At 71.1% G+C, this 13,334-nt stretch carries 12 protein-coding genes; 8 read left to right on the forward strand and 4 right to left on the reverse strand.

All coding sequences use genetic code 11. From position 1 onward, the window contains the following. Window positions 1–138 precede the first annotated feature (138 nt). From pheS to ACIBJH_RS30555, 5 genes are all read left to right on the forward strand, one after another. Complete coding sequence (pheS, locus tag ACIBJH_RS30535; RefSeq protein ID WP_399120083.1) at window positions 139–1,266, forward strand: phenylalanine--tRNA ligase subunit alpha; 1,128 nt, start codon at window positions 139–141, stop codon at window positions 1,264–1,266. Then, the gene (gene pheT, locus ACIBJH_RS30540; RefSeq protein ID WP_399120084.1) at window positions 1,266–3,770 is read left to right on the forward strand and encodes a phenylalanine--tRNA ligase subunit beta; all 2,505 of its coding nucleotides are present in this window, start codon (window positions 1,266–1,268) and stop codon (window positions 3,768–3,770) included. Before pheS ends, pheT begins: the two co-directional genes overlap by 1 nt. 249 nt (window positions 3,771–4,019) lie before the next feature. After that, window positions 4,020–5,141, forward strand: coding sequence for a PP2C family protein-serine/threonine phosphatase (locus tag ACIBJH_RS30545; protein ID WP_399120085.1), 1,122 nt, complete (start codon window positions 4,020–4,022; stop codon window positions 5,139–5,141). A gap of 198 nt (window positions 5,142–5,339) precedes the next feature. Beyond that, the gene (locus ACIBJH_RS30550; RefSeq protein ID WP_399120086.1) at window positions 5,340–6,680 is read left to right on the forward strand and encodes a transcriptional regulator; all 1,341 of its coding nucleotides are present in this window, start codon (window positions 5,340–5,342) and stop codon (window positions 6,678–6,680) included. A gap of 69 nt (window positions 6,681–6,749) precedes the next feature. Further along, window positions 6,750–7,370: an NUDIX hydrolase gene (locus ACIBJH_RS30555; RefSeq protein ID WP_399120087.1), complete on the forward strand. Its 621-nt coding sequence runs from the start codon at window positions 6,750–6,752 to the stop codon at window positions 7,368–7,370. Here the strand turns inward: ACIBJH_RS30555 and ACIBJH_RS30560 are convergent. Both ACIBJH_RS30560 and ACIBJH_RS30565 read right to left on the reverse strand, forming a co-directional pair. Next, window positions 7,367–7,624, reverse strand: a complete 258-nt coding sequence (locus ACIBJH_RS30560; RefSeq protein WP_019066269.1) for a hypothetical protein — start codon at window positions 7,622–7,624, stop codon at window positions 7,367–7,369. The genes ACIBJH_RS30555 and ACIBJH_RS30560 overlap by 4 nt on opposite strands. A gap of 206 nt (window positions 7,625–7,830) precedes the next feature. Beyond that, the gene (locus tag ACIBJH_RS30565; RefSeq protein ID WP_399120088.1) at window positions 7,831–8,706 is read right to left on the reverse strand and encodes a 3-hydroxybutyryl-CoA dehydrogenase; all 876 of its coding nucleotides are present in this window, start codon (window positions 8,704–8,706) and stop codon (window positions 7,831–7,833) included. Window positions 8,707–8,876: 170 nt separating this feature from the next. Between ACIBJH_RS30565 and ACIBJH_RS30570 the strand changes: the two genes are divergently transcribed. Continuing rightward, window positions 8,877–10,121: a glycoside hydrolase family 10 protein gene (locus ACIBJH_RS30570; RefSeq protein ID WP_399120089.1), complete on the forward strand. Its 1,245-nt coding sequence runs from the start codon at window positions 8,877–8,879 to the stop codon at window positions 10,119–10,121. Between the two features lies 1 nt (window position 10,122). On the opposite strand, the gene ACIBJH_RS30575 is transcribed toward ACIBJH_RS30570, so the two are convergent. Both ACIBJH_RS30575 and ACIBJH_RS30580 read right to left on the reverse strand, forming a co-directional pair. Continuing rightward, entirely contained in the window at window positions 10,123–10,317 is a 195-nt protein-coding gene (locus tag ACIBJH_RS30575; RefSeq protein WP_399120090.1) for a DUF1918 domain-containing protein, read from the reverse strand. Window positions 10,318–10,410: 93 nt separating this feature from the next. After that, window positions 10,411–11,355: a DMT family transporter gene (locus ACIBJH_RS30580; RefSeq protein ID WP_399120091.1), complete on the reverse strand. Its 945-nt coding sequence runs from the start codon at window positions 11,353–11,355 to the stop codon at window positions 10,411–10,413. Here ACIBJH_RS30580 and ACIBJH_RS30585 point away from each other — a divergent pair. After that, the gene (locus ACIBJH_RS30585; RefSeq protein WP_399120092.1) at window positions 11,354–12,781 is read left to right on the forward strand and encodes a PLP-dependent aminotransferase family protein; all 1,428 of its coding nucleotides are present in this window, start codon (window positions 11,354–11,356) and stop codon (window positions 12,779–12,781) included. The genes ACIBJH_RS30580 and ACIBJH_RS30585 overlap by 2 nt on opposite strands. A 90-nt stretch (window positions 12,782–12,871) precedes the next feature. Then, window positions 12,872–13,309, forward strand: coding sequence for a GNAT family N-acetyltransferase (locus ACIBJH_RS30590; protein ID WP_399120093.1), 438 nt, complete (start codon window positions 12,872–12,874; stop codon window positions 13,307–13,309). Window positions 13,310–13,334 lie beyond the last annotated feature (25 nt).

Here is a 13,334-nt window from a genome sequence, read left to right on the forward strand (position 1 = left end):
CGGGCGCGTCCGCACACTTCACCCCCGTTAGACTCGGCCTTTGGCACCTTTGCGTCCCCGTTCCAGGGACGACGACGCGTCCCCCGAGTCGAGTCGGGACGGGGACCATCCGCCAGCCAACCGGAAGCACGGGAAGAGATGTCGGCACCGAATAAGTCGTACGACCCTGTAGAGGTCGAGGCCTTGAAACCGGAAGAGATCGAGCGCATGCGGGACGAGGCGCTCGTCGCCTTCGCCGCCGCCGGTGATCTCGACGCGCTCCAGGAGGCCAAGGTCGCCCACACCGGCGGCACCTCCCCGCTCGCCCTCGCCAACCGCGAGATCGGCGCGCTGCCCCCGCAGGCCAAGGCCGCGGCCGGCAAGCTCGTCGGGCAGGCCCGGGGCGCTGTCAACAAGGCCCTCGCCGCCCGCCAGACCGAGCTGGAGGCCGACCGTGATGCCCGTGTCCTGGTCGAGGAGGCGGTGGACGTCACACTGCCGTACGACCGCGTACCGGCCGGTGCCCGGCACCCGCTGACCACGTTCATGGAGCGGGTCGCGGACGTCTTCGTGTCCATGGGATACGAGATCGCGGAGGGCCCCGAGGTCGAGGCGGAGTGGTTCAACTTCGACGCCCTGAACTTCACCCCGGACCACCCGGCCCGGCAGATGCAGGACACCTTCTTCGTCCAGGGCCCCAAGGGGACCGAAGGCGACGAGTCCGGTGTCGTGCTGCGCACCCACACCTCGCCCGTGCAGGCCCGCGCCATGCTGGACCGCGAGCCGCCGGTCTACATCGTGTGCCCCGGCCGCGTGTACCGCACGGACGAGCTGGACGCCACGCACACCCCGGTCTTCCACCAGATCGAGCTTCTCGCCATCGACGAGGGCCTCACCATGGCCGACCTCAAGGGCACTCTCGACCACATGGTCCAGTCGCTCTTCGGCGCGGAGATGAAGACCCGGCTGCGGCCGAACTACTTCCCCTTCACCGAGCCGTCCGCCGAGATGGACATGCTCTGCTACGTCTGCAAGGGCGAGTCCGTCGGCAACCCCGACCGCCCCTGCCGCACCTGCTCCTCCGAGGGCTGGATCGAGCTGGGCGGCTGCGGGATGGTCAACCCCCGCGTCCTCGTCGCCTGCGGGGTGGACCCGGAGAAGTACAGCGGTTTCGCCTTCGGGTTCGGCATCGAGCGGATGCTGATGTTCCGCCACAACGTCGAGGACATGCGAGACATCGTCGAGGGCGACGTCCGGTTCACCCGGCCGTTCGGGATGGAGATCTGATGCGCGTCCCGCTTTCTTGGCTGCGGGAGTACGTCGACCTGCCGGCGACGGAGACCGGCCGCGACGTCCAGGCCAAGCTCATTTCCGTCGGCCTTGAGGTAGAGACAGTCGAGCAGTTGGGCGACGGCCTCAAGGGCCCGCTCGTCGTCGGCAAGGTCCTCACCATCGAGGAGCTGGAGGGTTTCAAGAAGCCCATCCGCTTCTGCACGGTGGACGTCGGCCAGGCCAACGGCACCGGTGAGCCCCAGGAGATCGTCTGCGGCGCCCGGAACTTCGCCGTCGGCGACAAGGTCGTCGTGGTCCTCCCCGGCGCGGTCCTGCCCGGCGACTTCGCGATCGCCGCGCGCAAGACCTACGGCAAGACCTCGCACGGCATGATCTGCTCCGGCGACGAGCTGGGCATGGGCGACGACGGCTCCCACGGCATCATCGTCCTGCCGCCGGAGCACGAGGTCGGCACCGACGCCATCGAGCTGCTCCAGCTCGTCGACGAGGTCCTCGACATCGCCGTCACCCCCGACCGCGGCTACGCCCTGTCGATCCGCGGCGTCGCCCGCGAGACCGCCATCGCCTACGGCCTTCCGCTGAGCGACCCGGCCCTCCTCGACGTACCCGGCCCGAACGCCTTCGGCTACCCGGTGCGGGTCGCCGACCCGATGGGCTGCGACCGCTTCACCGCCCGCACGGTGACCGGCCTCGACCCGGAGGCCCGCTCCCCGCTCTGGCTGACCCGCCGCCTCCAGAAGGCGGGCATGCGCCCGATCTCGCTCGCCGTCGACATCACCAACTACGTGATGCTGGAGCTGGGCCAGCCCCTGCACGCCTACGACCGTTCCCGCGTCCAGGGTCCGATCGGTGTGCGCCGGGCCGAGCAGGGCGAGAAGCTCGTCACCCTCGACGGCGTCACGCGCACGCTGGACGCCGAGGACCTGGTGATCACCGACGACCGCGGCCCCATCGGCCTCGCGGGCGTCATGGGCGGCGCCAACACCGAGATCGACGACACCGAGAACACCACCACCGAGGTCGTCGTCGAGGCCGCCCACTTCGACGCGCTCTCCATCTCGCGCACGGCCCGCCGCCACAAGCTGGCCTCCGAGGCGTCCAAGCGCTTCGAGCGCGGCGTCGACCCGCGGGCCGCGTCGGCCGCCGCCCAGCGAACGGTCGACCTCCTGGTCCTCCTCGCGGGCGGCACGGCGGACGCGGGCGTCACCGAGGTCATCGCGCCCTCGGCCCCGCACACCATCACCATCCCGGCCGACCACCCGGACAAGGTGGCGGGTGTCGACTACGGCCGCGAGACCGTCGTACGCCGTCTCCAGCAGGTCGGCTGTGACGTGTACGGGCAGGACGAGCTGATCGTCACCGTCCCGTCCTGGCGCCCCGACCTGACGGACCCGAACGACCTGGCCGAAGAGGTCATCCGCCTGGAGGGCTACGAGAACCTGCCCTCCACGCTCCCCAAGCCCCCCGCGGGCCGGGGCCTCACCGACCGCCAGCGCCTGCACCGCCGCGTCGGCCGCGCACTCGCGGGCGCCGGGTACGTCGAGGCGCCGAACTACCCCTTCGTCGGCGAGCACGTCTTCGACCAGTTCGGCCTGGCCGCCGACGACCCGAACCGCAAGGTCGTCAAGCTGGTCAACCCGCTCTCGGACGAGGAGCCCGCACTCCGCACGACACTGCTGCCGGGCCTGCTCGGTGCCCTGCGGCGCAACGACGGCCGCGGCTCGCACGACCTCGCGCTCTTCGAGACGGGCCTGGTCTTCCACCCGCGCGAGGAACTGAAGATCGCGGTACGACTCCCCGTCGACCGGCGTCCGACCGACGAGGAGATCGCCTCCCTCACCGAGGCGCTCCCGCTCCAGCCCCGGCACGCGGCCGTCGTCCTCACGGGCGCCCGCGAGCAGGCCGGCTGGTGGGGCAAGGGCCGACCGTCCGACTGGGCCGACGCGGTCGAGTCGGCGCGGGTGCTCGCGCGTGAGGCCGGCACCGAACTCATCGTCCGTGGCGGGCAGTACGGTCCCTGGCACCCCGGCCGCTGCGCCGAACTCGCCGTCGTTGTCGAGGGTGTTGAGCAAGTCATCGGCTACGCCGGTGAGTTGCACCCCGGTGTCCTGAAGACCCTCGGTCTGCCCGCGCGCACCAGCGCGATGGAACTGGACCTGGACGTCCTGGAGTCGGCGTCGTCGGGTGTCCCCAAGGGCCCGAAGATCTCCACGTTCCCGGTCGCCACGCAGGATGTCGCCCTGGTCGTCGACGCCTCGGTCCCGCACACGGACGTCGAGGCGGCGCTGCGCCAGGGCGCCGGTGAACTGCTGGAGTCCATCCGGCTGTTCGACGTCTACGACAACGCCGCGCAGCTCGGCGAGGGCAAGAAGTCCCTCGCCTACGCGCTGCGATTCCGCGCGGCCGACCGGACGCTGACCGTCGATGAGGCGTCGGCGGCCCGGGACGCGGCGGTTTCGCTTGCCGCTGAGCGAGTTGGGGCGGTACTTCGCGGCTGAGGGGTGGGGAGCTGCGGTTGGTTGCCGACTGCGGGTTCGTTGTGGCTGGTCGCGCAGTTCCCCGCGCCCCTAAAAGGGGCGCTCCACCTCCGCCATCTGCATAAATGCAGCTGTCTCATGTCACCTCACTCGTTCGGGTGAGAAGTTCGGGCGATCTGGCCCGATCGGGGCATGCGGTCGACAGAATCGGACCGGCCTTTCGGGGTCGGTCCGATTGCGCTGTCGGGGCCTATTTGGGGGGCCACAGGCATGATCCGCATCAAGGCTGGGCCCCGCAGGCCGCGTCCGAGGCCGCGCGCCCGCCGTCCACTGCGCCGGGCGCTCGCTCTGGGGCTGCCCACGATGTGGGGCGCCATAGCGATCACCTACAAACTCACCTGCCCGCTCGCCCAGCAGAACGACATGGGCGCCCGCATCGTCACCAGCGCGGTGTTCTTCGCGGTCGGCACCGGTCTCATCGTCCAGGTCCGCCGCTCCCTGCTGCGCGAACTCCGCCAGATCCGCCAGATCGCGGGCGCCGCCCAGAGCGCGCTGCTGCGCCCACTGCCACCCCGACTCGACGGCCTGAACATCGCCGCCGCCCAACTCTCCGCCGAACGCGGCGCGGTGGTGGGCGGCGACCTCTACGAGGTGATCGCCACCGAGCACGGCGTCCGGGTCGTGATGGGCGACGTACGCGGCCACGGCATCGCCGCGATCGGCACGGTCGCCGCGGTCCTCGGCAGCTTCCGCGAGGCCGCCCACGACGAACCCGACCTGGCGGGCGTCCTACGCCGCCTCGACCGCGCCCTCGCCCGCCACCTGCGCGAACGCGCCCGCGCGGAACACCCGTCGACAGGGGCCCTTGACCCCGACAGCCCGGTGGCCGAGGAGTTCGTCACGGTACTGCTCCTGGAGATCGGCGCGGACGGCGAACTCCGGGCTCTCAACTGCGGGCATCCGTGGCCGTATCTGCTGAGTGGGGGAGGTGTACGGCCCATGGCGCGCATGGACCCGCTGCCGCCTCTCGGCCCGTTCCCCCTGCCGACGGAACTGCCGTTCGTCTGCGGCGGCCAACTCCTCGCGGGCGAGGCCCTGTTCCTCTACACGGACGGGGCGGAGGACGCGCGTGACGGGCGGGGCGGATTCTTCCCGCTGGTCGATGTACTGGCGGAGGTGACGGCCCAACACCCGCTCCCGCAGTCGATCCTTGGCGCGGTCTTCACGGCCTTACTGCGTCACACGGGCGGCACACCCACGGATGACGTCGCCCTGCTCGTCCTGCGTAACGAACGCAGGCCCGCATCGACCCTTTCAGGGGCGCGGGGAACTGCGCGACCCGCCACAACGCACCCGCACCCGACGAACTACCCACAACACAACGGCGTTTAATGGCCCCCGCAAAGCCAGGCCGCCGCACTTACGAGGGGGAGCCGGCGGCCCGGCCGGCCTCTTGCGAGGCAATCCAGTCAACCGGTCGGAAACTCTCCGCAACAGCGCGCACACACCCTGGATCCACGCACTCCGTTCACACCCCGTGTGAACCCACCCGCACTACTCTGTCCGCACCGAGTCACCGGGGGGCCATCCATGCAGCCCAACACACTCCTCGACGCGATCCTGGACGAGGCAGGCATCTCGCACGCGGGACTTGCCGCACATGTGAACCAGGCGGGCCGCGCCCGAGGCCTCGCACTCCGGTACGAACATACCGCCGTGGCAAGGTGGTTGAAGGGCCAGCGGCCCCGGGGCCAGGTCCCCGACCTGATCTGCGAGGTGCTCGCGGCCCGCCTGCACCGGCCCGTCACGCTCGACGACATCGGCCTCGGCGTCCCCGGCGAACCGGCCACCCCGCACGGCACCTCCCTCTCCGGCTTCGTCGAGCGGGCCACCGCCCTGTGGCGCTCCGACGAACAGCAGCGCCCGCACATCCTCGGGGCGCCCGCGGTCACCGGGACCCCGGCCGTCATGCCCGTGTGGGAGTGGGAGAACCCACCGGACGACGTGGACGTCTCGCGCGGCGGCCGGCACCGCGTGAGCATGGCCGACATCGAGATGCTGCGCGCGGCCCGCGCCCACTACGAGCAGATGTACCGCAAGGCCGGCGGCGTGGCGACCCGCACCCGCATCGTCGGCTTCCTCAACTCCGAGACCGCGCCCCTGCTGCGCGGCAGCTACACCGACGCCACCGGCCGCCAACTGCACCGGGCGACAGGCGGGTTGGTGGCCATCGCGGGCATCTGCGCCTACGACTCCGACGCGCACGGACTCGCCCAGCGCTACTTCCACCAGGCGCTGCGGCTCGCAAAGGCCAGCAACGACAGGGGACTTGGCGCGTACGTCATCGCGCTCCTCGTCAACCAGTCCCTTTTCATGCGGGAGTTCCGCCAGGCCGTCGCCTTCGCGGAGGCCGCGCTGCGGGCCGCGGGCCGGCAGATCACCCCGGCGCTCGCCTCCGACCTGTACGCGATGCAGGCGAAGGCGTACGCCCACCTCGGCGACGGCACGAGCGCGCTCTCCTGCATCCGGCGGGCCGAGCAGGCCGCCGAACGCATCCGGCGCGGATACGAACCCGACGAGACCGGCTATGTCCAGCCGGGTCTGGTCAACGTCCAGGTGGCGGAGGCACTGCTCAGCCTCGGCGATCTGACGGCGGCGGGGGAGCACGCCACCGCGGCCGTGGACACTCCGGCGCACGACCGGGGCCGGGTGCACCGGCTCGCCATGCTCAGCCAGATCGAACTGCGCCAGGGAAACGCCGACAAAGCGGTGGCCACGGCGGTGCAGATGGCCGAGCAGGCCCGGGGGATGGAGTCCCAGCGGCTGCGCGACAGACTCCGCGCGGTGCGCGAGTACCTGGTGCGCAGCGACTGCGCGGGTACGGCCGAGGCGGCCGAACTCATCGACGGGGCACTGCGCGTACCGCTGTAAAGGCGCCGTAGACCACACCACAGTCCCTGCTGCGATATTGCCACTTACTCGACGGAAGGTGGCAGAACCGTGCAGTGGACGAAACAGAACGAACAAACTGTGTACTCAAACCGCTGGTTCAGCGTCAATCTCGCGGATGTCGAACTACCCGACGGCCGACACCTCGACCACTTCCTCATACGGCTGAGGCCGGTGGCGGTGGCGACGGTCGTGAACGAGGCGAACGAAGTTCTCCTCCTGTGGCGCCACCGCTTCATCACCGACAGCTGGGGGTGGGAGCTCGCGGCGGGCGTCGTCGAGGACGGCGAGGACATCGCGCGGGCCGCCGCCAGGGAACTGGAGGAAGAGACCGGCTGGCGGCCGGGGCCCCTGCACCACCTGATGAGCGTGGAACCGTCCAACGGGCTCACGGACGCCCGGCACCACATCTACTGGGCCGACGAGGGCGAGTACACCGGACACCCCGTGGACGACTTCGAGTCGGACCGCCGGGAATGGGTACCGCTCAAACTCGTACCCGACATGGTCGCCCGCGGGGAGGTCCCGGCCGCCAACATGGCGGCCGCGTTACTGCTGTTGCATCACTTGAGGCTCGGGGAGGATGCGGCGCCCCAAAGGGGCGCGGGGAACTGCGCGACCAGCCCAAACGGACCCGCAGCCGACCCACCGCCCTTCGAACGGCACGTCTAGCGTCCGAGTGCCTGCCAGACCGTAACGGCAAGCGCACCCACGGCGGTCAACGCGGCAATAGCCGGCAGCGGCCACCTCGTGTGCTCCAGTGCAACGATGCGCGCGCTCAGATCATCCACTTCCTTGTCCGTCTCCTCGGTGCGATGGCTGAGCAGCGCCAGCCCTCCCTCGACCCGCGCGTAGGCGACGTCGAGGCGGCGGCGTAACTCTGCGAGTTCTCCATGTACCACGGGATGCTCGGGGTCGGCGGTCACGTGTCCGCTCCTTTCCGTAGTCGGAACATCCCTTGCATGCGCATGAAGAGTCAACTCGCCTGGTGGGCACCGGGGGAGAGTGTGCGAGCGGCATATGCGGGCCCGGCACGCACACGGTGTGTGAATGCCGCGGGCCCGGCACTCCGAAGAGCGCCGGGCCCGTAACGGCCGCGATATCACGGTGAGTTGTCGCGTACGACGGCAGCTCAGCCGTAGGTGTAGAACCCCGAGCCGGACTTACGGCCCAGCCGCCCCGCGTCGACCATGCGCTGGAGCAGCGGGGGAGCGGCGTACAGCGGCTCCTTGTACTCCTCGTACATCGAGTACGCGACCGAGGCGACCGTGTCCAGGCCGATCAGGTCGGACAGCTTCAGCGGGCCCATCGGGTGGGCGCAGCCCAGCTCCATGCCGTTGTCGATGTCCTCGCGGCTGGCGATGCCCGACTCGAACATCCGGATCGCGGACAGGAGATAGGGGATCAGCAGCGCGTTGACCACGAAGCCGGAGCGGTCCTGGGCGCGGATCGCGTGCTTGCCGAGGACCTTCTCGGTGAACAGCTGGGCGCGGCTGAGCGTGCCCTCGGAGGTGGTCAACGCCGGGATCAGCTCGACGAGTTGCTGCACCGGGGCCGGGTTGAAGAAGTGGATGCCGATGACCTGGTCGGGGCGCGAGGTGGTGACCGCGAGCCGCACCAGCGGGATCGAGGAGGTGTTGGAGGCCAGGATCGCGTCGGGGCGGGTCACGACCTGGTCGAGCACCTGGAAGATCTCGGTCTTCACCTGCTCGTTCTCCACGACGGCCTCGATGACGAGGTCGCGGTCGGCGAACTCGCCGAGGTCGGTGGTGAAGCTGAGCCGCGACTGGGTGTCCGCCAGTTCCTCGGCGGAGATCTTTCCGCGCTCGGCCGCCTTGGACAGGGAGTTGAACAGCCGGGTCCGGCCGATCTCCAGGGCCTCGCCGGTGGTCTCGGCGACCTTCACGTCCAGGCCTGCGCGGGCGCACACCTCGGCGATACCGGCGCCCATCTGGCCGCAGCCGACCACTCCGACGCGCGAGATGTCTCCCGCCGGGATGTCCGTCACATCGTCCCCTTCGCTGCTGATGCGGGCTCTGGTAGAACCCCGTTGTCCGGAGTCTGCTCCGATCGTGCACGTTACCCGCAAGTATCGATGATCGATCGTCGGGGTCGGGCATCCTGGGGCGCGGAGACGATCCGTGACCGCACGGATCCGCAGCGTATGGGGGTGTACGGATGGGGCGATTGTCACGTCGGACGTTCGCGATGGCGGCGCTGTCGACCCTGGCGACCACGGGCAGCGCGGCGGCGGACAGCGGGCGCGCGCCGGTGGCGGCCGGGCGTCCGCGCGCGGTCACCGAGATGCGGGGCGTGTGGCTGGCGACCGTGGCCAACCGCGACTGGCCCTCCCGCCCGGGCCTGACCGCCGCGCAGCAGCGCACCGAACTCATCGCCCACCTCGACACGGCGGTCCGCGACCGCCTCAACACGGTGATCTTCCAAGTCCGGCCCACCGCCGACGCGTTGTGGCCCTCGCCGTACGAACCCTGGTCCCAGTACCTGACCGGCACCCAGGGCGTCGCCCCCGGCTGGGACCCGCTGAAGACGGCCGTAGAAGAGGCGCATGTGCGGGGGCTGCAACTGCACGCCTGGTTCAACCCGTACCGCATCGCCAACCACACCGACCTGATGAAGCTCGTCGCCTCGCACCCCGCGCGCAAGCACCCCGACTGGGTCGTGACGTACGGCGGGAAGCTCTACTACAACCCCGGGCTGCCGCAGGTCCGGCTCTTCGTCGAGAACGCGATCCTCGACGCCGTACGCAAGTACCCCGTGGACGCGGTCCACTTCGACGACTACTTCTACCCGTACCCGGTCGCCGGCCAGACCTTCGACGACGACGCGGCCTACGACAAGTACGGCGGCGCCTTCAGCGACCGGGCCGCCTGGCGCCGCGACAACATCGACAAGCTGATCCGCGAGACCGCCGCCCGCATCAAGCGGACCCGCCCGGGCACGCGCTTCGGCATCAGCCCCTTCGGCGTGTGGCGCAACGCCGCCACCGACCCGCGCGGCTCCGACACCACGGCGGGCGTGCAGACGTACGACGATCTCTGCGCGGACACCCGGAAGTGGGTGCGCGAGGGCTGGATCGACTACATCGTCCCGCAGTTGTACTGGAATGTCGGCTTCGCCCCCGCCGACTACGCGAAGCTGCTGCCCTGGTGGGCGGCGGTCGCGCGCGGTTCGAAGACGCGGCTGTACCTGGGGGAGGCGCTCTACAAGGCGGGCGATCCGGCGCAGCCCGCGGCCTGGCAGGACCCGGCCGAACTCTCCCGCCACCTCACCCTCGCCGACCGCTACCCGGAGGTCGGCGGGCATGTCTTCTTCGCCGCCCGGGACGTCGCGGTCGACCCGGTCGGGGCCATGGCGCGGGTGGTCGCCGACCACTACGGACAGCCGGCGAAACCCCCGCGCTGATCTACCGTTCCGTGTCCTGGTGCCTGACCTCGCAGTCGGGGCCGGGTGACATCACGGCCTCGTGCCCGTCGGGGAAGCGGACGCGGTAGGGCGGTTCGCCCTCCGTGCCCATCACCTCGACGACCTCCGAGACCTGGTCGTGCAGGCCGACCACCCTGCTGTGCTGGACGAGCCTGTCGCCAACGGTCGCACGCATCTGCAGCGCCTCCTCACCGAGTCCGGGAGCAGCGGTCCATGCCTTTCGAGTCTACGGCGGTCCGCCCGGCCGGGACCGGCTCGCGCACGCCCCTCAACTCCGGGCGCGCTGGGTGACGGCGATGCACACCAGCACGGCCGCCGCCGTCAGCGGAGCGGCCACCGGCAGGTGCTCACCGAGCAGGAACACCGACCACACCAGCGTGAGCAGCGGCTGCGCCAGCTGCAACTGGCTGGCCTTCGGGACCCCGATCGCCGCCATGCCCCGGTACCAGACGACCAGCCCCAGGAACTGCGAACCGGCGGCGACCCACAGCACCCCGGCCACACTGTGCGCGGTGAGCTGCGGGGTGTCGTACGACAGCGCGACCGCGGCGGCGGGCACGCTCAGCGGGAGGCAGAGGACCAGGGCCCAGGCGATGACCTGCCAGCCGGGCATCACCCGGGCCAGTCGGCCGCCCTCGGTATAGCCGGCGGCGCAGACCAGCAAGGCGGCGAGGAGATACAGATCGGCGCTGGTCAGCGCGCCGCCGCTCTGCTGGATCGTGAAGGCGAGCACCGCGCCCGCGCCCGCGAGGGCGGCCGTCCAGAAGGTGCGCGAGGGGCGGACGCCGGTGCGCAGCGCGGACAGGGCCGCCGTGGTCAGCGGCAGCAGGCCGACGACGACCGCCGCGTGCGCGGTGGTGGACGTCTCCAGCGCGAGCGTGGTCAGCATCGGGAAGCCGACCACCACTCCGGCCGCCACGACGGCCAGCCCGGCCCAGTGCCGACGGGCGGGCACGGGCACGCGCAGCGCCAGCAGACAGCCGCCCGCCATCAGCGCGGCGAGGACGCAGCGCACGGACACCAACGACCAGGGGCCGAAGCCTTCGAGCCCCCAGGCGGTGGCGGGGAAAGTGAGGGAGAAGGCGATCACGCCGAGGGCGGCGAGGACCGTACCGGCGGGTGTCTTCGCCGCCTTGGCCGTCCCGGTGGTGAGGGTCGGGGCGGTGCTGACCGCTATCGGGCTCGGTGCAGTAGCGCTATCGTGTGCTCTCATGCAAGAGCGTAGCAGTGTGGGCGAACTGGCGAATCATCTACGACGGGAACTCGACCGCTACTCTCCAGGTGGAAAGCTGCCGTCGAGCCGGGCGCTCGTCGAGCGGTTCCGGGTGAGCCCGGTGACCGTCTCGCGCGCCCTCGCGCAACTGACCGCCGAGGGACTGGTGGTCACCCGCCCCGGCGCCGGCGCGTTCCGGGCCACTCCCCGCGCCGCGACCGCCGTCACGGGAGACACCTCCTGGCAGGAGGTCGCACTCAGCGCCGACGGTGCCGTCGACGTCGTACCCCGCACGGTCGACGCGTCCGCGGTCCTGGCCACGCTCGCCGCCCCGCCGCCCGGGGTGATCGAGTTCAACGGCGGCTATCTGCACCCCTCCCTCCAGCCCGAGCGGGCGATGGCGGCGGCCCTGTCCCGGGCCGGGCGGCGCCCCGGCGCCTGGAGCCGGCCGCCGATGGAGGGCCTGCCGGAACTGCGCGAGTGGTTCGCACGCGGCATCGGCGGATCGGTCACCGCGGCCGACGTCCTCGTCAGCGCGGGCGGCCAGACCGCGCTGACCACCGCACTGCGGGCCCTGGCACCCCCCGGCGCACCCGTCCTCGTCGAATCCCCCACCTATCCGGGCATGTTGGCGATCGCGCGGGCGGCCGGCCTGCGCCCGGTCCCCGTGCCCGTCGACGCGGACGGTGTACGCCCCGCCCTGCTCGCCGACGCCTTCCACGCGACCGGCGCCCGGGTCTTCGTCTGCCAGCCCCTCTTCCAGAACCCGACCGGCGCCGTCCTGGCCCCCGCCCGCCGCCCTGAGGTCCTGCGCATCGCCCGGGACGCGGGCGCGTTCGTCATCGAGGACGACTTCGTACGACGACTGGTGCACGAGGACGCGGGCCCGCTGCCGCCCCCGCTGGCCGCCGACGACCCCGACGGAGTCGTCGTCCACGTCGGCTCCCTCACCAAGGCCACCTCGCCCAGCTTCCGGGTCAGCGCACTCGCCGCGCACGGACCGGTACTGGAACGCCTGCGCGCCATCCAGGTCGTCGACACCTTCTTCGTCCCCCGCCCGCTCCAGGAAGCGGCCCTCGAACTCGTCGGCTCCCCGGCCTGGCCACGCCATCTCCGCGCCATCTCGGCCGAGTTGAAGACCCGCCGCGACACGATGACGGCGGCCCTGCGCCTGGAACTCCCCGACTTCTCCCTCCCGCACATCCCCTCCGGCGGCTACCACCTCTGGCTCCGCCTCCCCACCGGCACGGAGGAACAGCCCCTCACGACCGCCGCCCTCCGCGCGGGCGTCGCCCTCACCCCCGGCCGCCCCTACTTCAGCGCCGAACCTCCGGCCGCCCACATCCGCCTGAGCTTCGCGGCGGTCGCGGGGACGGGGGAGATCGTGGAGGGGGTGCGGAGACTGAGGGCGGCATGCGCCCCTTAAGGGGCGCGGGGAACTGCGCGCTCAGCCCCCACCGGCCCGCAGAATGAAAACCACTCGACGCCCACGTTCCTGGCCTGCAAGTCTCCCGCCATGAACGACATCCCCAGCCTCCCCGACGGTTTCGAATTCTCCGCCGACACCGCCCGAGTCGACCTCGACCGTGTCCACCACTGGCTGTCCACCGACGCCTACTGGGCAAAGGGCCGCCCCCGAGAGCAGTACGACCGCGCGGTCGCGTCCTCGCTGAACTTCGGGGTCTACGACACCGCTTCGGGCGAGCAGGTCGCGTACGCGCGCGTCGTGACCGACGGCGCGCTGTTCGCGTGGCTGTGCGACGTGTACGTGGACACGTCGGCCCGCGGCAAGGGCATCGGTACGGCGTTCATCGCCGCCGTCCGCGAGGAGCTGCGGCCGTTCGGACTGCGCCGGATCCTGCTCGCCACGCACGACGCCCACGGCGTGTACGAGAAGGTCGGATTCAAGCCACTGGAACGGCCCGACCAGTGGATGGCCCTGTATTTCGAGTGACTTGTCCGCCTGGTCCTGACTTCGA

The sequence above is a fragment of the Streptomyces sp. NPDC050548 genome (genome assembly GCF_044457385.1).
GTDB lineage: Bacteria > Actinomycetota > Actinomycetes > Streptomycetales > Streptomycetaceae > Streptomyces.

Bases quoted from the DNA above. Each gene is read 5' to 3' on its own strand.
- pheT (WP_399120084.1), top strand. From the start codon at position 1,266: ATGCGCGTCCCGCTTTCTTGGCTGCGGGAGTACGTCGACCTGCCGGCG.
- ACIBJH_RS30545 (WP_399120085.1), top strand. From the start codon at position 4,020: ATGATCCGCATCAAGGCTGGGCCCCGCAGGCCGCGTCCGAGGCCGCGC.
- pheS (WP_399120083.1), top strand. From the start codon at position 139: ATGTCGGCACCGAATAAGTCGTACGACCCTGTAGAGGTCGAGGCCTTG.
- ACIBJH_RS30585 (WP_399120092.1), top strand. From the start codon at position 11,354: ATGCAAGAGCGTAGCAGTGTGGGCGAACTGGCGAATCATCTACGACGG.
- ACIBJH_RS30580 (WP_399120091.1), bottom strand. From the start codon at position 11,355: ATGAGAGCACACGATAGCGCTACTGCACCGAGCCCGATAGCGGTCAGC.
- ACIBJH_RS30550 (WP_399120086.1), top strand. From the start codon at position 5,340: ATGCAGCCCAACACACTCCTCGACGCGATCCTGGACGAGGCAGGCATC.
- ACIBJH_RS30570 (WP_399120089.1), top strand. From the start codon at position 8,877: ATGGGGCGATTGTCACGTCGGACGTTCGCGATGGCGGCGCTGTCGACC.
- ACIBJH_RS30575 (WP_399120090.1), bottom strand. From the start codon at position 10,317: ATGCGTGCGACCGTTGGCGACAGGCTCGTCCAGCACAGCAGGGTGGTC.
- ACIBJH_RS30590 (WP_399120093.1), top strand. From the start codon at position 12,872: ATGAACGACATCCCCAGCCTCCCCGACGGTTTCGAATTCTCCGCCGAC.